Raw genomic sequence first — 23,603 nt, 5'->3', positions numbered from 1 at the left:
TCCGGGGCTGTGGCACCTTTCGACATTGGACCTTCGCGTATCGGTACGGGAAAGAAAGTCTGACTACCCAATCTATCCTATCCAGGGTGGCTTGTTCTCGCAATGGTGATGGCTGTGTCGGGCGCGGGGAATAGTCCCCTTGCCAATCCCGTCATTCCACCAAACTATTGTGCATGGAATTGACGGCCGCCCCTTCCCCACCCCCGCTGATGCGCGTCCGCCCCGTGCTGGCGCATCTGGCCGCCGGTGCCCTGCTGCTGTTGGCTCTGGCGGCGGGGGTGGGGCCGTTGCTGCTTTTGCCGGGAACCTATGCGCTGTTCTGCCTGTTGGCCTTTGTGCCGGCTGGTTGGTTCGCGCTGACGCGGCTGGATCTGCATCGGGGCCGGGATTGGGGCCATGCCAACCGCGTGACGCTGCTGCGTTCGCTGCTGCTGGCCCTGGTGGGCGGGGCGCTACCTTTCGCCCATGACCTGGATGCAGGCCCCGCCTGGGCGCTGGCCGTGATTGCCGTCACGGCACTGCTGCTGGATGGGGTGGATGGTTGGCTGGCGCGCCGACAGGGGCTGTCCAGCCCCTATGGCGCCCGGTTCGACATGGAGATGGATACGGTCGCCATCCTTTATCTCTGCCTGCTGCTCTGGCGTGCCGGCGAGATAGGGGAGTGGGGGCTGCTGACGGGAATGCTGCGGCCTTTGTTTGTGGCGGCGGGACGGGTCTGGCCCTGGCTGGACAATCCCCTGCCCTTCAGCCAGCGCCGCCGCATCATCTGCATGGTGCAGGTGGGGGTGCTGGCGCTCTGTGCCACGCCGCTCCTGGGGCCGCCGCTGACCGGCTTTGCGGTGGGCGCAGCCCTTGGGCTTTTGCTTTTCTCTTTTACCGTCGATACGGTTTGGCTGTACGGCCACCGTCACGATGGTGGTGGAATGAACAATGAATAGCATGGTTCTGGAATACGCCTCCGCCGATCACGCCACCCCGCCGGACCATGCGGCCCAGCGGTCGGTGGACCGTGCCCTGTCCGAATTGCGGCGGGGGGAGGCGGTGTTGATCACCACCGATGCCGGTGCCGCCCTTCTGGCGCTGGCGGCAGAGGCGGTGACGACCCAGGCCCTGAACCATCTGGCCCAACTGGCCGGCACGGCCCCCGCCCTGGTGCTGACGGGCCATCGCGCGGCAGCACTGGGCCTGGAGGTGCCGCTGGATCGCCCCGTGCGCCTGTCCCCGCCCGCCGGCCTGACAGCCGATCTGGTGCGCGACCTGTCCGACCCGACCCGGCCCGCCCGCACGGCCAAGCCCACGGGTGCCATCAGCCCGGAGGGCGGGGCCGAGGGTGCGGCCACCATCCTGGCCAAGATCGCCCGCCTGCTGCCCGCCGCCATCGTGGCCGATCTGCCCGCCGGGCGCGGTGGCATGGTGGACGCGGTCGGCTTCGCCCGCCGCCACGACCTGTTGCTGGTCCGGGCCGCCGACATTGTTGACTATCGCCGCCGTTCCGCCCGCAGCCTGGCCCGCGTGGCAGAGGCCGCCGTGCCGCTGGAGGATGCCGAACGCACCCGCATCGTGGCCTTCCGCCCCACCGATGGCGGGCCCGAACATCTGGCCATCATCATCGGCGACCCCGCGCCGGGGCAGCCCGTGCTGGCACGCCTGCATTCGGAATGTTTCACGGGCGACCTGCTGGGATCGCTGCGCTGCGACTGTGGCCCACAGCTGCGCGGGGCCATCAAGGAAATCGCCGAGGCCGGACAGGGCATCGTGCTCTATCTGGCGCAGGAAGGGCGCGGCATCGGCCTGATGAACAAGCTGCGCGCCTACCGTTTGCAGGATGGCGGGCTGGACACGGTGGATGCCAACACCGTGCTGGGCTTTGACGCCGATGAACGCGTCTATCTGCCGGCCGCCAGCATGCTGCGCCAGCTGGGCTTCACCCAGGTCCGGCTGATGACCAACAATCCCGACAAGATGGCGCAGCTGGCCGCCAGTGGCGTGGAGGTGGTGGAACGCGTCCCCCACATCTTCCCCGCCAACGGCCATAACGAGGCCTACCTGCGCACCAAGGCCGAGAAATCAGGGCACCTGTTTTAAGCTCCTCAGATCTCCACCCATACGGCGCCCCTAGGGAGCGCGATAGGGGGTTAGGGGCGTCCAGCTCAATCGGCATCATATCGGGCGAGGCTGGCCTGCCCGATTTTCTTGCCAAGCCTGCCGCCAAATGGCCCCAATCCCGTCCCGAACACGCCCAGAGCGGCTGTTGTTCTGCAGGGGTCGCCAGTTGCCGGCTTCCCGCCCCGAACCGGTCTGGTGACTTCCTGTTGGAGGATGACCGCCATGACCAGCCGCACCCTGGATCGCCGCCTTTCCCGCGTTGACCGTCAGAAACTGTCGGCCATGGGTTTGGTGTTGACCACGGCCTTGCTGCTGGTCATGGCGGGCGTCGCCGCCGGCAATGCCGGCCGGGAGGATCAGACAGCCCGCGTCGATACCGGCACCGTCAAGGCAGAAATGCTGGAGCGCACGCTGATGGCATCGCGGTGAGTTTCCGCCTGCGGGCCGAAAGCGCCAGACATCAAGGGTCTGTCGAGATGCAGAGGCCGTTGTTTACTATTCCTCTGAAATCCTTCAATCCGCCCGGGTAATTCTCAACTGACCCTGATCGGTCAGGAGAAGGGGGCCATGGCCACCGTTCTTCACGGCCCCCCACCTCTACCTTACTTCCGCCGCGTCAGCTGCCCGACGTCGCGCACCGCACCCTTGGCGGCGGACGTGGTCAGGGCGGCATAGGCCTTCAGCGCCTGTGAAACGACACGTTCACGTGGCGCGGCGGGCTGCCACGCAGCCACTCCCTTTGCATCCTCATCCGCGCGGCGGCGGGCCAGTTCCTCATCCGACACGGCCAGATGGATGCGGCGGTTGGGGATGTCGATCTCGATCCGGTCACCTTCCTCCACCAGACCGATGGTGCCGCCCTCGGCGGCTTCGGGGCTGGCATGGCCGATGGACAGGCCCGAGGTGCCGCCGGAGAAGCGGCCATCGGTGATCAGGGCGCAGACCTTGCCCAGGCCCTTCGACTTCAGATAGCTGGTCGGGTACAGCATTTCCTGCATGCCCGGCCCACCCTTCGGCCCCTCATACCGGATCAGGACGACATCGCCGGCGTGGATGCGGTTGCCCAGAATGGCGCTGACGGCGGCATCCTGGCTTTCAAACACGCGGGCCGGACCGGCGAAGACCAGGGCGGAGGCATCCACACCCGCCGTCTTCACGATGCAGCCATCTTCGGCCAGATTGCCGAACAGCACCGCCAGACCGCCATCCTTGGAGAAGGCATTGTCGACGGAGCGGATCACACCCTTGGCACGGTCCAGGTCCAGTTCCTGATAACGGCTGGCTTGGCTGAAGGCCACCGTGGTGCGGACACCCCCCGGCGCGGCCTTATAGAAGTGCGCCACTTCCGGATTGTTGGTCTGTGCCACATCCCAACGGGCCAGCGCCTCGGCCAGACTGTCAGCGTCAATGCGCTTCACATCGGTGTGCAACAGGCCGCCACGGGCCAGTTCGCCCAAAATGGCCATGATGCCGCCGGCCCGGTGCACATCCTCGATATGCACATCGGCAACGGCAGGGGCCACCTTGCAGATATTGGGCACGCGGCGGGACAGGCGGTCGATATCCGCCATGGTGAAATTCACCTCGCCCTCATGCGCGGCGGCCAGCAGGTGCAGCACCGTATTGGTGGACCCGCCCATAGCGATGTCGAGCGCGATGGCGTTCTCGAACGCCTCGAACGTGGCGATGGAGCGCGGCAGCACGCCTTCATCATCCTGTTCATAGTAACGCTTGGCGAGACCGACGATCCGGCGGCCTGCCTCTTCGAACAGGCGGCGACGGTCGGCATGGGTGGCCAGCGTGGTGCCGTTGCCGGGCAGCGACAGGCCCAGCGCCTCCGTCAGGCAGTTCATGGAATTGGCCGTGAACATGCCGGAGCAGGAGCCGCAGGTCGGGCAGGCCGACCGTTCGATGACCTTCACTTCCTCGTCGCTGTACTTGTCGTCAGCGGCGGCGACCATGGCGTCGATCAGGTCGATGGCAATTTCCTTGCCCTTGACCTGCGCCTTGCCGGCCTCCATCGGGCCACCCGACACAAAGATCGTGGGGATGTTCAGGCGCAGCGCCGCCATCAGCATGCCCGGCGTGATCTTGTCGCAATTGGAGATGCAGACCAGGGCGTCGGCGCAATGGGCATTGACCATATATTCCACCGCGTCGGCGATCACCTCGCGCGAGGGCAGGGAATAGAGCATGCCGTCATGGCCCATGGCGATGCCGTCATCCACCGCGATGGTGTTGAATTCCTTGGCGACGCCGCCGACCGACTCCACTTCACGCGCCACCAGCTGCCCCAGGTCCTTCAGATGCACATGGCCCGGCACGAACTGCGTGAAGGAATTGGCGATGGCCACGATGGGCTTGCCGAAATCCTCGTCCTTCATGCCGGTGGCGCGCCACAGGCCACGGGCGCCGGCCATGTTGCGGCCATGGGTGCTTTTGCGGGAACGAAGCTGCGGCACGGGACAATTCCTTCAGGCTTGTTCAAAGATTTCAAAAACGGATCGCTGATGGACAGAATAATATGAATGCGACCGCCAAACCGCACCCAACATTCCTGCAACCCGTATATGCCCCCGCCGGGGAGCCGTTCAAGGAGCGGTTCAAGCCGCGCGAGCCAGGGCGGCGCGGCGGCGGACCAGCCGTTCGGCGAATTCCGACAGGCCGATCAGCAGCACCATGCCCAGCAGCAGCCAGACCGGCAGCACCACCAGCCCCAGATGCTGCGCCAGCCAGCCCAGCGCCCCCGGGATCAGAGTGGCACCCGCACCCGCTGCCGTCATCTGGAACCCCACCGCATGCGGGGCGATGGCATCACCCACACGGATGGGCGTCAGGGAGACCAGGGTGGGGAAGGTCGGGGCCAGCCCAAAACCCAGGCCCAGAGCGGCGGCCATGCCCACCGCTGGCGTGGGGAACCAGGCGAAAAGCAGAGCAGAGACCATCGCGATGGCCAGCCCGGCGCGTAACGCGTTCAGCGGTCGCACCCGCGCCGTCACCTGCCCGAACACCAGCCGCCCGAAGGTCAGAGCCCCCCAGTACAGGCCGGCAATGGTGCCGGCGGTGCCAACATCAATGCCGTGCTGGCGCGTCAGCAGCGTGAACAGCCACTGCCCCGCCGCCATCTCCATCCCGCAATAGACCATGAACAGGCCGACATTCAGCCAGATCACAGGGTGGCGCAGGGCGTCAGTGAAGGGGGCGACCGCCGCAGGGCCATCACCGCTGCCGCTCTCTCCGGCCTTGCCTTCCTCCCACCGCCGCATGGTGACCAGGAACATCACCGCCATGCCCGCCAGGATCAGGGCGATCAGAGCGTAACCCCAGCGCCAACCGGCCCCGGTCGTGATGGAAGCCGTCATCAAGAGCGGCCCGGCCGTGGCCCCCAGGCCCCAGGACCCGTGCAGCCAGTTCATGACACGGGGGGAAAGCGGCGGGCACCATAGAGATTGATGCCCGTATCGATGGCCCCGCTGGCCAGACCGCCCAGAATGGCGGCGGGGATCAGCAGATAGAAGGAGGGGGTCAGGGCATAGGTAGCCAAGCTGGCCACCATGGCAGCACTGCTGACCGTCAGCACAACACCCAGGCCCGTGCGGCGCACGATGCTGCCGCCGGCCAGGCCGGAGAACAGATAACCACCCGTACCGCAGATCAACAGGATGCCCAGATTGCCCAAGGGCCGATCAAAGGTTTCCCGGATGAAAGGCCATGTGACACCGGGCAACCCGTCAGGCAGGCCCAGACTGATGAAGGCCAGGAACGCCATGGCGATCAGGGCGGCCGGCAAACCGGAACGGGGGCGGGAAGGGGTCATGATCCGCAAGGCAGGGGGCTATGCCGGCCGTGCGCAACGGGTCAGGCCGAAACCGACCGAAAGCCGGTATCGAAATCGATATCATGCCGATAAAGCACGCGGCAAGCCGGGGCAGTGAATGGCAGGCCCCCGTAATCACCGCCCGGTCAGGCGATGGCCTTCAACGCGTCCCGCACGCGCACAACCTGATCATTGGCCAGAGAGGTGGAACGCGAAATATCGCCGACATTGTCGGCGATCCGCTGCACTGCCAGTGAGCTTTCCTGCATGTTGCGAGTCATCAGCCGGGCCACGCTGCTCTGCTGGTCGATGGCACCCGCCGTACTCAGCACAAGCGTGCGGACCGAGGCCACGGCATCATGGATGTCATGGACCTGAGCCGCCACATCGTCAGCGACATGTTGCACGGTCCCGATCTCTTCGGCGATACGCTGTGTCGCCTCCGACGCCTGCCGCGCCAGGCTCTTCACCTCCGTTGCCACAACCGCGAAGCCCTTTCCGGCTTCCCCGGCGCGCGCACTTTCGATGGTGGCGTTCAGCGCCAGCAGGTTGATCTGCCCGGCAATTTCCTGGATCAGACTGACGATGCCATTCATGGCGTTGGTGCCACTCAAAAGCCGGGCCATGGCCTGTCCGACCGCATCGACCTGGGAGAATACTTTCTCCGCCGCCTCGCGCGACTGGTTCATGTTCTGTGCGATGGAGCGGATGGAGCCGTCCAGCTGATCGGTGCCGACAGCCACGGCCTGGATATTGGCGCTGGTCTGCTCCGTGGCGCCCGAGGTATCCACGGCCTGCCGGTTTGATTTTTCGACCGCCTGCACAATGTCGTCCAGATATTGCTGGACCAGGGACAGGACCTGTTCATTGGTCTGCCGGGCCTTGACCTGGGCCGTGATGTCGCTGGCAAACTTCACGACCTTGAACGGCTTGCCGTTCATATCCAGGATCGGATTGTAGGTGGCCTGGATATAAACCTCGCGCCCGTCCTTGGTGTGGCGGCAATATTCGCCGGCATCGAAATGCCCCTGGCGCAGGTTGGTCCAGAAGGCGCGGTAGGCGTCACTCTCCGCCTCAGCCGCGCCCACGAAGAGACGGTGATGCTGCCCCTTCACCTCCTCCAGCCGATAGCCCATCAGGGACAGGAAATTATCGTTGGCATCAAGGATGGTGCCATCCAGATCGAAGGTGATGACTGCCTGCGACCGGCCCAGCGCCTGCACCTGCCCCAGAAGATCGGCCGACTGCAGACGCTGCGCTGTCACGTCGGTGGCCACCTTCACCACCTTGTAGACACGGCCGTGCGCGTCGCGGACAGGGTTGTAGGAACCTTGGATCCAGACCGCGCGTTCATCCTTGGCGAGGCGACAGATTTCCTGGGCCGGAACGGGACGACCGATGGCAAGGTCGGACCAGAACCGGGTATAGCCGGGGCTGGCCGCTTCCAGCGGATCGACGAACATCCGGTGATGCCGGCCCTGCACCTCCGCCAGCGTGTAGCCCATGACCGACAGGAATGCGTCATTGGCCGTCAGGATGGTGCCGTCGGGCGCGAACTCGATCAGCGCCTGGGTTTCCGCCACCGCCGCCAGCGTCGCCGCCGCATCGCTCCGCGTCATCCCGAACATGCTGCGTTCCTTCCTGCCAGTGCTGTCATTCATTCAGAATTTTAAGCCTTTGGTAATGATTGTATAGGCAACAGGCATGCCCACTTACCTATTCTAAAGGTTATAGAGACACCGCTGCGGGAGAGGGAAACCGCTGGACAGCGCCGTCGCCGCCCTGGACAGCCGTCCTCCAGGCGCCTAATCCTGTGACCCTCCTGCCACCTGCGCTCCGAGGCCGCTCCCGTGCGTATCGCAACCTGGAACATCAACTCCGTCCGCCTGCGCATCGATATTGTCGGCAAGCTGCTGGACGAACAGCAACCGGATGTCCTGTGCCTGCAGGAAACCAAGGTGGTGGACGACGCCTTCCCACGCGGGGAGTTCAAGGCGCGCGGGTATGAGCATATCCATATCCACGGGATGAAGAGCTATAACGGCGTTGCGATCCTGTCGCGCATCCCCTTCACGTCGCGCGACATCCGCCATTCCTGTGGCAAGGAGGATTGCCGCCACGTCCTGGCCACGCTGGAAAACGGGGTGGAGATCCATAATCTCTACATCCCGGCCGGCGGCGACATCCCCGACCCGGCCCTGAACGACAAGTTCGCCCACAAGCTTCAGTTTCTGGATGAGATGCAGGCCTGGTTCCAGGAGAAGCGGTCGCCCGATCAGCCGATGATCCTGGTGGGCGATCTGAACATCGCGCCCCTGGAGCATGATGTCTGGTCGCACAAGCAACTGCTGGACGTTGTCTCCCATACACCGATCGAGGTGGAGAAGCTGACGGCGCTGCAGAACAGCCTGAACTGGGTGGATGCGGTCCGCCATTTCGTGCCGGCGGATCAGAAACTCTATAGTTGGTGGTCCTACCGCGCCGCCGACTGGAACCTGTCCAACAAGGGGCGCCGGCTGGACCATGTCTGGGTGACCCCGCCGCTGGCGTCCTCCCTGAAGGGCCAGACCATCCTGCGCGAGGCGCGGGGATGGGAGCCGAAGCCCAGCGACCATGTGCCGGTCATCGTTGATCTGGATATGTGATCAGCCCTTACACATGCAGGCGCGTCGGCAGCCGGATGCTGACGACCGTGCCCTGACCCGGCTCGCTGTCAATGGATAGCGAGCCGCCATGCAGTTCCACCAGTGACTTGGCGACCGGCAGCCCCAGACCCGTGCCTTCGCCGCCGCGGGCCAGATGGCTGTTGATCTGACGGAACGGTTCCAGGGCCAGCGCCACCTCTGTGGGCGTCATGCCGCAACCCGTGTCGGCCACCCGCATCACCATGTAATCATCGGGCCAGAGCGGGTCACGCTCGACCGATACCGTGATGGTGCCGCCCGACGGCGTGTATTTCACGGCATTGTTGATCAGGTTCAGCAGCACCTGGCGGATTTTCATGGCGTCGGCGCGCAGGTGCGGGGTGTTCCCTTCCGCAGAGACGACGCGCAGGTCCATGGATGCCGCCTCCACCCGCCCGCGCATGAGGCGCACGCATTCCGCCGCCAGCGTGGGCAGGTCAACGACCTCCAGCCGCAAATCCATCTTGCCGGCCTCGATCTTCGACAGATCCAGGATGTCATTGATCAGGGCCAGCAGATGCAGACCGGAACCCCTGATATCCTCGGCATACTCGGCATATTTCGGGTTGCCCATGGGGCCATGGATGCGATGGACCATCACCTCCGCAAAGCCGATGATGGCATTGAGCGGCGTGCGCAGCTCATGGCTGGCCACTGCCAGGAACTGTGACTTTGCCGCCGTGGCCTGTTCGGCCTCCGCCCGCGCCTGCCGTGCCGCCGTCTCGCTGGCTTCCAGCTTGGCGACATAACGGCGGACCAACACCACCAGGGCCAGTACCAGGAGGGTGCCGAACACGCCCTGCAGCAGGATCTGGTTACGGAACTGGCGATAGGGCTGCAGCACATGGTCTATGTCCTGCCCCACCGATACCAGCAGCCGAGTGCCGGGCAACAGCTCATAGCTGGCGATACGGTCCTCGCCATCAATGGGGCTGACGGCGCGGATAATGCCATGGCCGTCGCCTTCGCGTGCGGCCCCGACATCAGGCAGGTCGGGATAGGACTGGCCCACGATGCCGGGGGTCGACGCACCGCGCGCATAGACGGTACCGTCCAGATCCATCAGGGTGGCGATGGCACCCAGGTCCAGATCAACCGCGCTGAAAAACCCCGCAAAATATTCTGACAGAACGTCGCCGACCACGACGGCAATCAGGCTACCATCCGGGGCTTCCACCCGCACCCAGAACGGGATGGAGGACATCAGCGGTGTACGCCCGATAATAGGCTTGCCAAAGCCAAGACGCGGCGAACCGGGTTCCGTCGCCTGCCGGAAATAATCACTGTCGGACATGTCCAGGCCGACCGCACCGGGCCGGGTTGCGTCCACCACGATGCCGCGCGCATCCATGATGCCCAGGAATTTTGACACGCGGTCCAAACCTGCCACACGGCGGCGCATCACCTCCAGATCGGCGGGATATCCCGCCTCCACCCGGTCGGACACTTCCTGGAGAAGCTGCTGCACCTGGCTGACAGTACGACTGACATGCTGGCCGAAGGCGCGGGTCAGGTTGGCGGTATCACGCTCAGCATCGGCCAGGGCATCAAGATAGGAGGAATGGATCTGCCAGCCGACAAGCAGCCACAACCCGCCCAGCACCATGGCCGAAAGCAGATTAATGCCGGTGCGGCCCAGCAGGGCCATTGGGCGGCCGGGTCGGCTGCCCCTGTCTCGGGTTTGCTGTCCCATCAGGGGTTTCTATATCATGCCGCCAAGGCCGCGTCACGCCACCGCCAGTTCGCCTGTCAGTTGCAGCATCAACGCCAGATCGGCGTCCCGCGACAGGCGATGATCGCCATCCTTGACCAGGGTGACGCGCACATCGTCACTTTCCAATGCCGCCGCCAGATCCAGGCTGGTCTGCCAGGGAATGTCGGGATCGCACTGCCCGTGCAGCAGACGGACAGGGCAGCGGATGGGGATAGGGCTGTTCCCCTTGGCCAGCAGCAGATGCGACCGCGCCTCTTCCAGCAGATGTTTGGTGATCGGGTATCCGGCGGGATCATAGGCGGACGGCGCGATGAACCGGCCATCGCGTTCCAAAGCGTCCAGTTCCGCCGGCCCCAGGCGCGGGCGGATCATGCGCTCGGTAAAGTCCGGGGCCGGCGCGATACCCAGCAGCCCCGCCACCCGATCAGGCCGGGCCAAGGCCAGCAGCAGCGCGATCCAGCCACCCATGGAGGACCCGACCAGAATTTGCGACCCCACCGTCACCCGGTCCAGCACGGCAAGGGCATCATCGCGCCAGCGTCCAATGGACCCGTCTTCCCAATGGCCACTGCTGGCCCCATGGGCGTGGTAGTCGAAACGAACGAAGGCCCTTCCCTGGGCCTGCGCCCAGCGTTCCAGTGCAACCGCCTTGGCCCCGCCCATGTCGGATCGGAACCCCGTCAGGAAGATGATACCCGGCCCATGACCGGGACTGTGGCGATAGGCTATGGCGGTACCGGCCCGATCCAGGCTATGTATCGGCACCTCGCCTTCCATGGCTGCCCCGTTCATCCGTTTGAAATCCCGCCCATGCCGCCCCATGCTGACGCCGGCACCCTAGCCGGCGATGTAACGCCGGACAATCCCGGCCTTGATGCCGCCAGCCTGTTCGGCGGCGGGAAACCCGTCATCCTGCAGGTGATCCCCACCCTGGTCACGGGCGGTGCGGAACGTGGATGCATCGATATGGCTGCCGCGATTCAGCGCGCGGGCGGCACGGCCATCGTGGTCTCCGCCGGCGGCCATATGGCCCGCGAACTGGACCGGTACGGTGCCAAGCATATCCAGCTGCCGGTGCAATCCAAGAACCCGCTGACCATGCGGCGCAACGCGACCAGGCTGACCGACATCATCAAACAGTATGGGGTGGATCTGATCCATGCCCGCTCCCGCGCACCGGCCTGGAGCGCCTATTGGGCGGCCAAGCGCACCGACATTCCCTTCGTCACCACCTTCCACGCGCCCTACAATTTCAAGGGCCGGGTGAAGAAATGGTACAACAGCGTCATGGCCAAGGCCGACCGGATCATCGCCGTGTCGGGCTTCGTCTATGAGCATGTGGCGCGCGAATATGGTGTCGGGGCCGACCGGCTGCGCCTGATCCATCGCGGGGTCGATGTCGACATCATGTCGCCGGACAAGGTGACCCAGGCCCGCATGGCACAGCTGATCCAGCAATGGCGCCTGCCGGAGGATCAGCGCATCATACTGCTGCCCGGTCGCCTGACCCGCTGGAAGGGGCAGGGCGTTCTGATCGACGCCATATCCCGCCTGGGACGCAACGATGTGCGCGCCGTCCTGGTAGGCGACGAACAGGGCCGTGACCATTACCGCCAGGAACTGGAAGATCATATCCGCCGCCTGAACCTGGGCGGGCAGGTGACCATTGCCGGCCACTGCAACGACATGGCGGCGGCCTATATGCTGTCCGACGTGGTGGTGAACGCCTCCATTGAGCCCGAAGCCTTTGGTCGCGTCATCGCCGAAGCCCAGGCCATGGGCCGCCCCGTGATTGTGTCGGACCTGGGTGCGGTGAAGGAAACCGTCATCAACGGCGAAACCGGTCTGGTGGTGCCCCCCAACGACCCCGACGCCCTGGCCGGTGCCATCCGCGCGGCACTCGACCTCGACCCGCTGCAGCGTCAAGCCGTGGGCCTGGATGGCATGCGCCATGTCCGGGCCAACTTCACCAAGGCCGGCATGTGCGCCGCCACGCTGGCGGTTTATGCGGAGCTGCTGGGGTAGGGCGTCAGGCCTTCCACCCTTCCGGCACTTCGTCACCGGATTGTGGCGGCTGGCCGCCCCGACGGGTCAAGAGGGCGCGAAACGTGTCGCGATCACCCTTGCCCCGCCGTTCCGCGAAGAAAGTCGCAGTCCGCATCGCGGCCAGTTTCTCTGACACGGCAGTTGCCACAAACTGATTAAGGCTTGTTCCATCCTCTGCCGCCACCCGCTCCGCTTCGGCCTTCACCGATGCAGGCAGGCGCAACGGATACGTGGACATCCTGCTCATGACCTTATCCTTTCCAGTGCTTCCCCAGGTCGCAATACCGGAAGCCCAAAACGCCCCGCTGCGGGAAGGAAACGCCGGTGGTTGAAGGATACCAAGGCGTCGGCCTGCCCGTTGACCGCTGCTTCCAATACAATTTCATCCGCAGGGTCCCGCAATTGCGGACGCCACAGGAACCAAGGCTCCACGGGCTGTACCAGTTCCACAAGATGGTTCAAAAACACGTCAACCGCCGTGGAGGTTAACCCAGCCGCCAGGATATGTTCGGCGCGATGCGTGACGGCTTCATACTCAACGAACAAGGGTACGGTCGCCAGTAGCCTGACAAGCCCATCATCAGCCGCCAGCAGCAGGGCCGCAGAGGCCCCTGTCGGGCTACGCAAAGCGGCAACAATGACGTCTGTGTCCAGAACCAGCTTCATTTCTGCAGAATGTCATATCACCAGCGATGTGACAATGCCGCTTCGGTCACGGCATCTATTGATGGGATTGCGAAAGGGGGAAGTCATAAATCCGCAGGCAGACCATTTTTGCCCGCCTGAATCCCGCCTTGATTGCCGTGTAAGCAGCAACTCCGTCCAAGGGGCGAACCGCCCGGCCTTGCCTAGTGCCGGCTTTTTTGCTCTAAGGATGGCACTAACTTTCCGCTGGCGTTATCCGGGTGGTCTTCCCATGTCCTTGCGTGCCCTGTCCGTGATTGGTCGTTCCGCCCTGTTGGGTGCCCTGGCGCTGGGTCTTTCCGGCTGTGGCGCGCTGGACAGCCTGGGTTTCGGCGGGGAGCCTGAGGCCCCCAACACCCAGATCCTGCGCCAGAACAATGGCGGTGCCGCGGGCATGAACGCCGCCGCCCGCCCGGCCGGTACCGTGACGGTCAATGCCTTCCTGTGGCGTGCTGCCCTGGATACGGTGACCTTCATGCCGCTGGTTCAGGCCGACCCCTATGGCGGTGTCATCCTGACCGACTGGTACAGCCCGCCGGCCACGCCGAATGAGCGGTTCAAGGTGAACCTGTATATCCTGGACGCTGCCCTGCGCGCCGACGGCGTGCGCGCCACCGTGTTCCGCCAGGAACTGAAGGGTGGTGTCTGGATCGACGCGCCGACAACGGCAGAAACCGGCACGCAGCTGGAAGACACGATCCTGACCCGCGCCCGTCAGCTACGTCAGCAGTCGGCTGCGCCCAGCAACTAAGTGTTCCCTCAGGCGCCGGGCGGGCGCATCCGCGCCCTTGGCTCACGGCACCACGCGGTGCCGGGCCGGCAGTCGCCGGCCTGAGATTTAGTATCACCGCCGGGCATCGGCCCCTGTCACGGGTGACGCCCGGCGAAGCGACACCCGTTCGACAGGTTCCGACCCATGTCCCGCTATAATGTCCGCGAAACCGAAGCCAAGTGGCAGTCCGTCTGGGAAGAGCGCCGCAGCTTCGCCGTCACCGCCGATCCGTCCAAGCCCAAGACCTATGTGCTGGAGATGTTCCCCTATCCGTCGGGGCGCATCCATATGGGCCATGTGCGCAATTACACGATCGGCGACGTGATCGCCCGCTATAAGCGGTCCAAGGGTTTCAATGTCCTGCACCCGATGGGCTGGGACGCGTTCGGCCTGCCGGCGGAAAACGCGGCGCTGGAGCGCAATACCCACCCCGGCACCTGGACCTATGAGAATATCAAGGCCATGCGTGGTCAGTTGAAGACCATGGGTCTGGCCATCGACTGGGAACGTGAGATCGCCACCTGCCGGCCGGAATATTACCGGTTCGAACAGAAGATGTTCCTGGATTTCCTGAAGGCGGGCCTCGCTTATCGCAAGGAAAGCTGGGTCAACTGGGACCCCGTGGACAACACCGTTCTGGCTAATGAACAGGTGATCGACGGGCGCGGCTGGCGCACCGGTGCCCTGGTGGAAAAGCGCAAGCTCAGCCAGTGGTTCCTGAAGATCACGCATTTCGCCGACGAGCTGCTGTCGGCCATCACGACGCTGGACCGCTGGCCCGAAAAAGTCCGGATCATGCAGGAGAACTGGATCGGCAAGTCCACGGGCTGCCGCTTCTTCTTCCAGCTGTCGGACGGGCATGCGGATCTGGAGGTCTTCACCACCCGGCCAGATACGCTGTATGGCGCGTCCTTCGTGGCCATCAGCCCCAATCATCCGCTGGCATCCAAGCTGGCGGAAAACGATGCGGGGCTGGCCGAGTTCATCGCCGAATGCAACCGCATGGGCACCAGCGAAGCGACCCTGGAACAGGCGGAAAAGAAGGGCTGGCGCACGCCGGTGACGGCGGAGCATCCTTTCGTGAAGGGCTGGAACCTGCCCGTCTATGTCGCCAACTTCGTGCTGATGGAATATGGAACCGGCGCCATTTTCGGCTGTCCCGCCCATGACCAGCGCGACCTGGATTTCGCCCGCAAGTATGACCTGCCCGTGAAGCCGGTGGTGGTGCCCGACGGTGAGGACCCTGCGACCTTCGCCGTGGGGAATGAGGCCTATACCGGCCCTGGCAGCGTCCGTAATTCCGACTTCCTGGACGGTCTGTCCGTGGAAGAGGGCAAGAAGGCCGCCGTCGCCAAGATCGAGGCGCTGGGCCGCGGGCAGGGGACGACCATGTTCCGCTTGCGCGACTGGGGCGTTTCGCGTCAGCGCTACTGGGGCTGCCCCATCCCCATCATCCACTGCCCGGATTGCGGCGTGGTGCCGGTACCGGAAGACCAGCTTCCCGTCACCCTGCCTGCCGACGTCACCTTTGACGCCGCCGGCAACCCGCTGGCCCGCCATGCCACCTGGAAGCATGTCAAATGCCCCTGCTGCGGCAAGGATGCGGAACGCGAGACGGATACGTTCGACACCTTTATCGAGTCGAGCTGGTATTTCCTGCGCTTCGCCGATCCGCGCAACGAGCAGGTGGCCTTTGACAAGGAACTGGTGAAGTACTGGCTGCCCGTCGATAATTATATTGGCGGCATTGAGCATGCGGTTCTGCACCTGCTCTATTCCCGCTTCTGGACGCGCGCCCTGTCGCACTGCGGCTATCTGGATCTGCCGGAACCGTTTGGCGGCCTGTTCACCCAGGGCATGGTGACGCACGCCACGTTCCAGGATGCCGATGGCAAGTGGGTCTTCCCCGTGGATGTGGATATCCAGGGCGGTAAGGCCACCAAGATCGCCGACGGTTCCCCCGTCACGGTCGGCCCCGTCATCAAGATGTCGAAATCCAAGAAGAATGTCGTGGACCCGGAAGGCATCATCGGCAGCTATGGTGCCGATGCCGCCCGCCTGTTCATGATGTCCGACAGCCCGCCCGACCGCGATCTGGAATGGACAGAGGCCGGGATCGACGGTGCTTGGCGCTATATCAACCGTCTGTGGCGAATGGTGACGGAGCCGGGCTTTACCCTGCCCGCCTCCGCCACGGCCGCACCGAGCAGCTTCGGTGCCGACGCCACCGCCCTGCGCCGCGCCGCCCACAAGGCCGCCGCCGCTGTTGGAGACGATATCGAAGGCTACCGTTTCAACAGCTCTGTTGCCAAGCTGCGGACCTTCACCAATGCCCTTGGCGACGCCCTGTCGAAGATGGCGGCCAAGGGCGAGGTTCCGGCGGATGAGGCCTGGGCCGCACGTGAAGCGCTGGAGTACATGGCGCAGATCGTTCAGCCCGTGATGCCGCATCTGGCACAGCAGATGTGGGAAGAGCTGGGCCATGGCGACCTGCTGGTCGACCGTACCTGGCCCGTCTCCGATGCGGCCCTGCTGGTCGATGACAGCGCAACCGTAGCCGTGCAGGTCAATGGCAAGCTGCGCGCCACGCTGACACTGCCCCGTGACTGCGCCGAAGCGGTGGCGCGGGAGGCCGCCCTGGCCGATGTGAATGTGCAGCGGGCCATGGATGGCAAGGAGCCACGCAAGATCATCGTGGTGCCGAACCGCATTGTAAATATTGTTGTATGAGTGAGGCCCCGAGAGGTTGAGGCTTGGTTCAACCTCTCGGGACCTTTTTCAGGGTGTTCGGCCCTACCGACCCCCAGATTTATTGAACCAAGCCTCAACGAGGCGTGCCATGGCCCAGCATTTCCCCCGTCTTGCCACCGTCCTGCTGCTGGCCCTGATGCCGGCGGTGCTGGGGGCCTGCGGTTTCAAGCCGGTTTATGGCACAGCCGCCCATGACAGGGCGGTGGGCGTGGCGCTGGCCAATGTGCAGATCGACCCGATCACCGACCGCAACGGCCAGGTCCTGCGCAACAACCTGATTGACCGGTTCTACACCGATGGCCGCCCGGCCAATGCCCGCTACCGCCTCGCGGTCGCCCTGGCGGCCACCGAGGAAGAGTTGGGCATCCAGAAGGACGCCACCGCCACCCGCGCACGTCTGCGCCTGCAGGCCAGTTACGAGCTGATCGAGATCAGTACGGGGCAGGTGGTCTATCGCACCTTCTCCCGCTCCATCGTCAGCTTTAACCTGCTGGATAGTCAGTTTGCCGTGCTGGCCACACGTCAGGACGCCTATGATCGCGGCCTGACCGAACTGGCCGATGATATCCGCACGCGCCTGTCGCTCTATTTCGCGCGCGACAAGCAGTAAGGGGAGGGGGCGTTGAAGGTTCAGCCGAAAAACGCCGACGCCTTCGCCAAGCGCCCACCGCCGTCCACGCGGCTGGTCCTGCTCTATGGTCCCGATGCCGGTCTGGTGCGCGAACGGGCCAAAGCCGCTGCACAATCGGCCTGTCCCGACCTGTCGGACCCGTTCCGCGTGGCGGAGATGAAGGCCGATCAGGTGACGGCCGACCCCGCCCGCCTGGGTGATGAGCTGTCGGCCATGGCCTTGACGGGCGGGCGGCGCGTGGTGCGCGTGCGCGACGCCGATGACAAGCTGGCCGTGACCGTCACCAACCTGCTGAAGGCCTTTCCAGGCGGCGACACGCTGCTGGTGATCGAGGCCGGAGAGCTGGATGCCCGTTCCAAGCTGCGCAAGGCCGTGGAGGATGCAGGTGACATCGCCGGTGCCATCGCCTGCTATGTGGAGGGCGAAGAGGAGCTTGCCGGCACCATTGGCCGCATGATGGCCGACCATGGCCTCCAGATCGATCCCGAAGCCCGCGACTGGCTGGCCGGCAATCTCGTCGGTGACCGGTCAATGGCGCGCGGGGAGATCGATAAGCTGGCGCTCTACATGCTGGGGCAGAAGCGGGTGAGCCTGGAGGATGCGCGCGCCGTGATCGGCGACAGCGCGGCCCTCGACCTGGATGAACCGGCCCAGGCGGCGGCAGGCGGCGACATGGCCGAGGTGGACCGGTCCTTGCGCCGTCTCTATGCCGATGGCACCGCCACGGTCGCCATCCTGCGGGCCGCCCAGCGCTATTTCCAGCGTCTGCACATGGCCGTGGCTCATGTCGCCAAGGGGCAAACCCCGCAGGCCGCCGTGAAGGCCCTGCGCCCGCCCGTTTTCTTCAAGCTGGAACCCATCCTGACCGCCCAGATCCGCAACTGGACCCTGCCTAAGCTGCACCAGGCCCTGGACCGACTGCAGGAGGCGGAGGCGGAGTGCAAGCGCACCCATATGCCCGACGAAACCGTCTGCTCGCGCGCCTTCTTCCAACTGGCCCAGCTGGCGCGGCGGGCATAAAGGAGCTGATCGCCATGGAAGTCATCAATCTGCCCGCAAGTTTCGACAAGGTCACCGAACATTGGTCGCCGAAGGTTATTGGCCGCGTGAATGACCAATATGTGAAGCTCGCCAAGATCAAAGGCACGCTCGCTTGGCACAAGCATGATGACGAGGACGAACTCTTCCTGGTCATGAAAGGCCGCATGCGGATTGAGTATGAGAGTGGCGTAGTGGAGTTGGGGGAAGGCGACATGCATGTCGTCCCCCGCAACACGATGCACAATCCGGTGGCGGAAGCAGAGTGCTGGATCGCGCTGATCGAAACGGTCACGACCAAGCATACCGGCGATGTTGACACGCCCAAGACCCGGAGCATCGCGGAGCAATTGTCGGTTTGATCCCCGGGCAAGGAGAGCACCACATGAACATTGTCATGCTGCTCTATCCCCGCCTGACCCAATTGGACCTGACCGGCCCGTTTGAGGTGTTTGCACGCTTGCCGGATGTGAAGATCATTCTGGCCGCCAAGACCCTGGACCCTGTCACCGACAGCGGCGGCCTGCGCCTGCTGCCCACGCACACACTGGCCGAAGCACCTCAGGCCGATATCCTGTTCGTGCCGGGCGGACCGGGGCAACTGGACCTTATGGATGATGCCGAGGTGCTGGATTTCCTGCGCGCGCAGGCGGCAGGGGCGCGGTATGTAACCTCGGTCTGCACAGGCTCCCTGGTGCTTGCCGCCGCCGGCCTGCTGACCGGTTACCGGGCCACCTGTCACTGGATGTCACTGGATCAGCTTGCCCTGTTCGGCTGCACTCCCTGCGACGACCGCGTGCTGGTAGACCGCAACCGCGTCACCGGCGGCGGCGTCACGTCGGGCATCGATTTCGCCCTGCATCTGGCGGCCCTGCTGTTCGATCAAGACCGCGCCGAACGCACCCAGCTTTCCATGGAATACAACCCCGCCCCACCCTTCAGCAGCGGCCATCCAAACAGTGCCGATCCGGCAATGGTAGAGGCGATGCGGGGGCAGCCGCAAGGGCAGCGGCGACGCGGTTGGGGATAACCCCATCTGCCAACAAGAATTCGTGAGGGCGGGGCGTCCTGGATAAATTTTCAGGGCTTCCGATCAAAATTTCTGCGCCGATCCCCGATTCAGACAAATTCTCGTGAGGGTAAACAAGAATTTGTGGCACGGTGCCGGTACAGACAAATTCTCATTGGGTTCGCCCCATGCCACACCGCCTGACCGGGAATGAGCGCTATATCGGCCAAATGGGCCTGCGCCATCGCTTTGGCCTGCGCGTACCGGAACCCTTTGTGATCTCAATTGTCGGCGCGGGTCAGCGCCGCAGCCATACTCCGCCAATCCATCAGATAGAACGCTACCCCGTCAGTTACGACAAGGGCGACGACGCCATCAGCGACCTGAAATTTGCGATCCGGTATGAGCCGATGGAGTTAGGGCTGTTGAAGGCGGCTTTCAGGGCCATGGGGCCGCGGCCGCTTGAGGACTGGGTTCGGCGGGAACCGTCCGGTCAGTTCGCGAGACGGGGTTGGTTTTTGTATGAGTGGTTGCTTGGCGAGCGCCTCGACCTGCCGGACACGAATATGGGGGCCTTCGTTACAATTTTGGACCCTGAACTGCAGATTGGTGGTTCCGCCGAACAATCCAAACGCCATCGAGTTCAGAACAACCTGCTGGGCACACCCGCCTTGTGCCCCACAGTAAGGGCAACACCGACGCTAAGGGAGTTCCAAGCCCTAGATCTTTCCGCTCAGGCCCAGAAGCTGATCGCTGATGCTGATCCGGCGATGCTGCTGCGAGCAGTGAACTATATCTACACTAAGGAAACACGAAGCAGCTTCGCTCTGGAGCGGGAGCAAGTGCAGGGGTCACGAGCGGAGCTATTTGTAGCCGCACTACAACGTCGCTCTGAGATTGATTTAACGACTGAGGCGGACCAAACCAAACTGTGCAACTTGATCCTGGGTGACCAGCGCTACCATCTCGCAGGATGGCGGCAGGAACAAAACTATGTGGGTGAGCAGCAGCTGAAGGGTTACGATAAGGTTCACTTTATCCCGCCCCAACCTAATGACGTCAGAGTGCTGATGAAGGGTCTTGTAAAGTTAAGACAGAAACAAAAAGCAAAAAATCGAGCACTAATTATCTTGATGAGTTTGGGGTCTAATAAAAATATTACGGATCGATACAATTTTGTTACTCCTGTTGCAACCGCTATTGTTAGCTTTGCTTTTGTCTTCATACATCCGTTTATGGACGGAAATGGCCGTCTGCACCGCTTCATAATCCACGACCTGCTGGAGTGGTTTGGCTTCACCCCTCCCGGCATCATCATCCCGGTCTCCGCCGTCATGCTGCGCGACCGTCGCGCCTATGATGAGGCGCTGGAGCGTTTCTCCACCTCCATCATGCCCTATATTGACTGGCATTGGCGCGACGATGGCAAGGGCGGGTTTGAGGTGGTGGTGGAGAATGACACTGCCGATCTCTATCGCTATTTCGACGCCACGCCGCAGGTTGAGTATCTTTATCGCTGCATCAAGGAGGCCATCGAGGTCGATCTGCGCAACGAGCTGACCTATGTGGCGCAGTTCGACCGTGGGCTGCGCGCGCTCAACGATCTGAGTGCGATGCCCGACCGCAAGGCGCAGCTGTTCGTCAATCTGGTGATCAGCAATGGCCGCATCGGTGCCGATAAACGGCAGCGGCACTTTCCAGAACTGACGGATGAAGAGGTTGAGCGGTTCGAGGAGGCGGTGAAGGCCGCCAAGGAGGCCGCTACGCCACCACCCGATGACCCGCCGCCGTCAGGGCCGTGATCGCCGCGTCCAGCGTTTCGGCGCGCACCAGGACGTAATCCGTGTCATAGGTGGCGATAGCGAACAGGCTGATGCCGGCATCGGCCAGCTGGGCCGTCAGGGCGGCAAGGATGCCGGTCAGGGCGAAATCCAGGGGTCCCTGCACCTTCAGCGCCCGCCAAGGCCCCACGGCCATCACATCGCCCGGAACACGGTTCTGCGCCACCGTGATGGACAGTTCTTCATCGGTGCGCGTGATGCTGACAAAGCCCGGACCCGCCGCCCAGGCGGGTAGGGGGGCGTCGGGTGGCAACCTGCAGACGGCCAGATGGTCGGGCAGCAGGGTCAGCGGCAGGGACGGCATCAGGCGCCCGCCGGTAGCTTCACCGGCTCTTCGTAGGAAATCACCACGGACACGCGCCAGCCGGCATCAGCGTCGCGGCGCAGCACGTAAGAGGTGGAAAAGCGCATGATTTCCGCCCGGTCCGCGGAACGCAGCAGCCACAACACCTCCGCCCGCGCCAGATTCTCGCCACACGGCCATGCCCAGACCGCCGCCGGTACGGGCCAGGCGAGGCCAATATGACGATAGGTATCCAGCATGCCATCGACATAGGCACGCACGGCATCCAGATCGCCATGCACAATGGGCTTTGCCGCCGTCAGGACCGTCAGGGGCTGATCGAACATGGCCGCGACGCGGTCTGTGTCATAGGCCGCAAAGGCCGCACTGTAGCCGTTGAAATAGGCGGCGGCTTCGGCACCGATTTGGCTGCTGTCGGTCATTCTTCCCCCAGGATTGCTTGTTATCGTTGAATGAAGAAGGGTCGGAACGTGTCCCGCGTTCCGGTGCCCAAACTTACCGCTTCAGAATACGGTTCAGCACACTGTCCAGTTGATCAAGCGTGCGGTAGTGGATTTGCAGGCTGCCTTTCTTGCCCGTGCCGCTCAGCGTGACCTTGAGGCCCAGCGCCAGGGACACTTCCCGTTCCAGGGCCACCGTATCGGGTGCCTTGTCCTTCACCGCCTTGGTCAGGACCAGCGGCTCCGCCGACATCTGCTTCACCAGCGCTTCTGTCTGGCGGACATTCAGTTCGCGCTTGATCACTTCCTGCGCCGCTGCCATCGGGTCGGGCGCTGTCAGCAGGGCGCGGGCATGGCCCATGGACAAGGTGCCGTCTTGAACCAGGGCCTTCACCTCGTCCGGCAGGGCCAGCAGGCGCAGCATATTGGCAACGTGCGATCGGCTTTTGCCGACCGACCGCGCAAGATCCTCCTGCGTGTGATCGAACTCATCCATCAGGCGCTTATAGCCTTCAGCCTCTTCGAGCGGCGTCAGGTCGGAGCGCTGGATATTCTCGATCAGCGCGATTTCCAGCGCTTCGCGGTCCGTCAGGGTGCGGACCAGGACGGGCACCTCATGCAGGCCTGCCAATTGCGCCGCGCGCCAGCGGCGTTCACCGGCGATGATCTCATAGCTGGCATTGCCCGGCGTGGCGGCCGGGTCCTTGCGCACCAGCAGTGGCTGCAGAATACCGCGTTCGCGCACACTTTCGACGAGTGCGGTCAACGCCTCCTCGTCAAAGCGCCGGCGCGGCTGAAACTTGCCGGGATGAACCTGATCAATGGGCAGCAGCCGGGTCAGACGGACACGGTCCACCTGCTGTTCTTCCTCCGTCGCCGCCACCTCCCCGAAAAGGGCGGAGAGACCACGGCCCAGGCCAGTGCGGGAATTGTTCTTTCTCGGTTCATCCATAGGCCAACTGCCGCTTCCGCTCGCGCTTCAACATCTCGCCCGCCAGATGGATATAGGCCTGTGCGCCCGCCGATTTATGATCGTAGAGCAGCACGGGCTTCCCATGGCTGGGCGCCTCGGACACCCGCACATTGCGGGGGATCACCGTCTCGTAAACCTTCTCGCCGAAGAAGCCACGCACATCGGCGGCCACCATGTCGGACAGGTTGTTGCGACGGTCGAACATCGTCAGGACCACGCCATTGATATCCAGCGTGGGGTTGAAGGCGCGCTTCACGCGCTCGATGGTGCGGATCAGGTGCGACAACCCTTCCAGGGCGTAGAACTCGCACTGCAAAGGCACAAGCACGGCATCCGCCGCCGCCAGCGCGTTAAGGGTCAGCAGGCCCAGGGCCGGCGGGCAATCGATCAGGATATAGTCGAAGCCACCAGAGGATTTCTCCAGGCTGTCCTTCAGCCGGAACTCGCGGCGTTCGACATTGACCAGTTCTACCTCGGCACCCGACAAATCGACATTGGCCGTCACCACCCACAGGCCGGGGACGGTGGTGGCCACAGCCACTTCCTCCACGGTCAGGTCAGCGAACAGCAGATCATAGATGCCGAATTCGCGGTTACTCTGCGGGATGCCCAGGCCGGTGGAGGCATTGCCCTGCGGATCATTATCAATGATCAGCACGCGCTTGCCACAGGCGGCCAGCGCCGTGGCCAGATTGATGGTGGTCGTGGTCTTGCCCACGCCGCCCTTCTGGTTGGCAAGGGCGATGATGCGGGCGCGATGGGCGGGAAGGGTGGTCTGGGCGGCGCTCGGCAC

At 63.9% G+C, this 23,603-nt stretch carries 24 protein-coding genes; 12 read left to right on the top strand and 12 right to left on the bottom strand.

Going from position 1 to position 23,603, the window contains the following annotated elements; all coding sequences use genetic code 11:
* The first annotated feature begins 179 nt into the window (after positions 1 to 179).
* The 3 genes from ABC729_RS14185 to ABC729_RS14175 all read left to right on the top strand — a co-directional run bounded on the left by ABC729_RS14185 (position 180) and on the right by ABC729_RS14175 (position 2,535).
* Entirely contained in the window at positions 180 to 938 is a 759-nt protein-coding gene (locus tag ABC729_RS14185; protein WP_495608201.1) for a CDP-alcohol phosphatidyltransferase family protein, read from the top strand.
* Positions 931 to 2,085 carry a GTP cyclohydrolase II gene (gene ribA, locus ABC729_RS14180; RefSeq protein WP_495608200.1) on the top strand — a complete coding sequence of 385 codons (1,155 nt, stop codon included), beginning with the start codon at positions 931 to 933 and terminating at the stop codon, positions 2,083 to 2,085. Before ABC729_RS14185 ends, ribA begins: the two co-directional genes overlap by 8 nt.
* A gap of 243 nt (positions 2,086 to 2,328) precedes the next feature.
* The gene (locus ABC729_RS14175) at positions 2,329 to 2,535 is read left to right on the top strand and encodes a hypothetical protein (protein ID WP_495608199.1); all 207 of its coding nucleotides are present in this window, start codon (positions 2,329 to 2,331) and stop codon (positions 2,533 to 2,535) included.
* 173 nt (positions 2,536 to 2,708) lie between these two features.
* On the opposite strand, the gene ilvD is transcribed toward ABC729_RS14175, so the two are convergent.
* From ilvD to ABC729_RS14155, 4 genes are all read right to left on the bottom strand, one after another.
* Complete coding sequence (ilvD, locus tag ABC729_RS14170; RefSeq protein WP_495608198.1) at positions 2,709 to 4,568, bottom strand: dihydroxy-acid dehydratase; 1,860 nt, start codon at positions 4,566 to 4,568, stop codon at positions 2,709 to 2,711.
* A 141-nt stretch (positions 4,569 to 4,709) separates the two neighbouring features.
* Positions 4,710 to 5,522, bottom strand: coding sequence for an MFS transporter (locus ABC729_RS14165; RefSeq protein ID WP_495608197.1), 813 nt, complete (start codon positions 5,520 to 5,522; stop codon positions 4,710 to 4,712).
* Positions 5,519 to 5,923: an MFS transporter gene (locus tag ABC729_RS14160; RefSeq protein WP_495608196.1), complete on the bottom strand. Its 405-nt coding sequence runs from the start codon at positions 5,921 to 5,923 to the stop codon at positions 5,519 to 5,521. The genes ABC729_RS14165 and ABC729_RS14160 overlap by 4 nt, the downstream gene beginning before the upstream one ends.
* A 146-nt stretch (positions 5,924 to 6,069) precedes the next feature.
* A complete protein-coding gene (locus tag ABC729_RS14155) occupies positions 6,070 to 7,551 on the bottom strand; it encodes a methyl-accepting chemotaxis protein (RefSeq protein WP_495608195.1) in 1,482 nt (493 codons plus the stop codon).
* 222 nt (positions 7,552 to 7,773) lie between these two features.
* Between ABC729_RS14155 and xth the strand changes: the two genes are divergently transcribed.
* Positions 7,774 to 8,568, top strand: coding sequence for an exodeoxyribonuclease III (gene xth, locus ABC729_RS14150; protein WP_495608194.1), 795 nt, complete (start codon positions 7,774 to 7,776; stop codon positions 8,566 to 8,568).
* A 7-nt stretch (positions 8,569 to 8,575) separates the two neighbouring features.
* Here the strand turns inward: xth and ABC729_RS14145 are convergent, their stop codons facing one another.
* Positions 8,576 to 10,300 carry a sensor histidine kinase gene (locus ABC729_RS14145; protein WP_495608193.1) on the bottom strand — a complete coding sequence of 575 codons (1,725 nt, stop codon included), beginning with the start codon at positions 10,298 to 10,300 and terminating at the stop codon, positions 8,576 to 8,578.
* Between the two features lie 33 nt (positions 10,301 to 10,333).
* Complete coding sequence (locus ABC729_RS14140) at positions 10,334 to 11,113, bottom strand: alpha/beta hydrolase (protein ID WP_495608192.1); 780 nt, start codon at positions 11,111 to 11,113, stop codon at positions 10,334 to 10,336.
* An 18-nt stretch (positions 11,114 to 11,131) separates the two neighbouring features.
* Between ABC729_RS14140 and ABC729_RS14135 the strand changes: the two genes are divergently transcribed.
* Positions 11,132 to 12,346 carry a glycosyltransferase family 4 protein gene (locus ABC729_RS14135; protein ID WP_495608191.1) on the top strand — a complete coding sequence of 405 codons (1,215 nt, stop codon included), beginning with the start codon at positions 11,132 to 11,134 and terminating at the stop codon, positions 12,344 to 12,346.
* Positions 12,347 to 12,350: 4 nt separating this feature from the next.
* Here the strand turns inward: ABC729_RS14135 and ABC729_RS14130 are convergent, their stop codons facing one another.
* Together ABC729_RS14130 and ABC729_RS14125 are read right to left on the bottom strand one after the other, a co-directional pair.
* Positions 12,351 to 12,614, bottom strand: coding sequence for a pilus assembly protein HicB (locus tag ABC729_RS14130; protein ID WP_495608190.1), 264 nt, complete (start codon positions 12,612 to 12,614; stop codon positions 12,351 to 12,353).
* Positions 12,611 to 13,033 carry a putative toxin-antitoxin system toxin component, PIN family gene (locus ABC729_RS14125; RefSeq protein ID WP_495608189.1) on the bottom strand — a complete coding sequence of 141 codons (423 nt, stop codon included), beginning with the start codon at positions 13,031 to 13,033 and terminating at the stop codon, positions 12,611 to 12,613. Before ABC729_RS14125 ends, ABC729_RS14130 begins: the two co-directional genes overlap by 4 nt.
* A gap of 250 nt (positions 13,034 to 13,283) precedes the next feature.
* Between ABC729_RS14125 and ABC729_RS14120 the strand changes: the two genes are divergently transcribed.
* The 7 genes from ABC729_RS14120 (at position 13,284) to ABC729_RS14090 (ending at position 21,054) form a co-directional block, all read left to right on the top strand.
* On the top strand, positions 13,284 to 13,802 hold the full coding sequence (locus tag ABC729_RS14120; RefSeq protein ID WP_495608188.1) for a DUF3576 domain-containing protein: 519 nt from the start codon (positions 13,284 to 13,286) through the stop codon (positions 13,800 to 13,802).
* A 165-nt stretch (positions 13,803 to 13,967) separates the two neighbouring features.
* Positions 13,968 to 16,553, top strand: coding sequence for a leucine--tRNA ligase (gene leuS, locus ABC729_RS14115; protein ID WP_495608187.1), 2,586 nt, complete (start codon positions 13,968 to 13,970; stop codon positions 16,551 to 16,553).
* Between the two features lie 109 nt (positions 16,554 to 16,662).
* Positions 16,663 to 17,184, top strand: a complete 522-nt coding sequence (gene lptE / locus ABC729_RS14110; protein ID WP_495608186.1) for an LPS assembly lipoprotein LptE — start codon at positions 16,663 to 16,665, stop codon at positions 17,182 to 17,184.
* A 12-nt stretch (positions 17,185 to 17,196) separates the two neighbouring features.
* Positions 17,197 to 18,225 carry a DNA polymerase III subunit delta gene (holA, locus tag ABC729_RS14105; RefSeq protein ID WP_495608185.1) on the top strand — a complete coding sequence of 343 codons (1,029 nt, stop codon included), beginning with the start codon at positions 17,197 to 17,199 and terminating at the stop codon, positions 18,223 to 18,225.
* 14 nt (positions 18,226 to 18,239) lie between these two features.
* Positions 18,240 to 18,605 carry a cupin domain-containing protein gene (locus ABC729_RS14100; protein WP_495608184.1) on the top strand — a complete coding sequence of 122 codons (366 nt, stop codon included), beginning with the start codon at positions 18,240 to 18,242 and terminating at the stop codon, positions 18,603 to 18,605.
* A 23-nt stretch (positions 18,606 to 18,628) separates the two neighbouring features.
* The gene (locus ABC729_RS14095) at positions 18,629 to 19,273 is read left to right on the top strand and encodes a DJ-1/PfpI family protein (protein WP_495608183.1); all 645 of its coding nucleotides are present in this window, start codon (positions 18,629 to 18,631) and stop codon (positions 19,271 to 19,273) included.
* 167 nt (positions 19,274 to 19,440) lie between these two features.
* Positions 19,441 to 21,054 (top strand): Fic family protein, encoded by a 1,614-nt coding sequence (locus tag ABC729_RS14090; RefSeq protein ID WP_495608182.1) that lies wholly within the window; start codon positions 19,441 to 19,443, stop codon positions 21,052 to 21,054.
* Here ABC729_RS14090 and ABC729_RS14085 read toward each other — a convergent pair.
* The 4 genes from ABC729_RS14085 to ABC729_RS14070 form a co-directional block, all read right to left on the bottom strand.
* Complete coding sequence (locus tag ABC729_RS14085; protein WP_495608181.1) at positions 21,014 to 21,397, bottom strand: ACT domain-containing protein; 384 nt, start codon at positions 21,395 to 21,397, stop codon at positions 21,014 to 21,016. The two genes, ABC729_RS14090 and ABC729_RS14085, sit on opposite strands and share 41 nt — an antisense overlap.
* Positions 21,397 to 21,819 carry a DUF6841 family protein gene (locus ABC729_RS14080; protein WP_495608180.1) on the bottom strand — a complete coding sequence of 141 codons (423 nt, stop codon included), beginning with the start codon at positions 21,817 to 21,819 and terminating at the stop codon, positions 21,397 to 21,399. Before ABC729_RS14080 ends, ABC729_RS14085 begins: the two co-directional genes overlap by 1 nt.
* A gap of 73 nt (positions 21,820 to 21,892) precedes the next feature.
* A complete protein-coding gene (locus ABC729_RS14075) occupies positions 21,893 to 22,789 on the bottom strand; it encodes a ParB/RepB/Spo0J family partition protein (RefSeq protein WP_495608179.1) in 897 nt (298 codons plus the stop codon).
* Positions 22,782 to 23,603 (bottom strand): ParA family protein, encoded by an 822-nt coding sequence (locus ABC729_RS14070; protein WP_495608178.1) that lies wholly within the window; start codon positions 23,601 to 23,603, stop codon positions 22,782 to 22,784. The genes ABC729_RS14075 and ABC729_RS14070 overlap by 8 nt, the downstream gene beginning before the upstream one ends.

This window comes from Niveispirillum sp. CC-CTL257, assembly GCF_059489915.1.
Note: the sequence above shows the minus strand (reverse complement) of the source record. Positions and strands in the feature narration are given on the sequence as shown.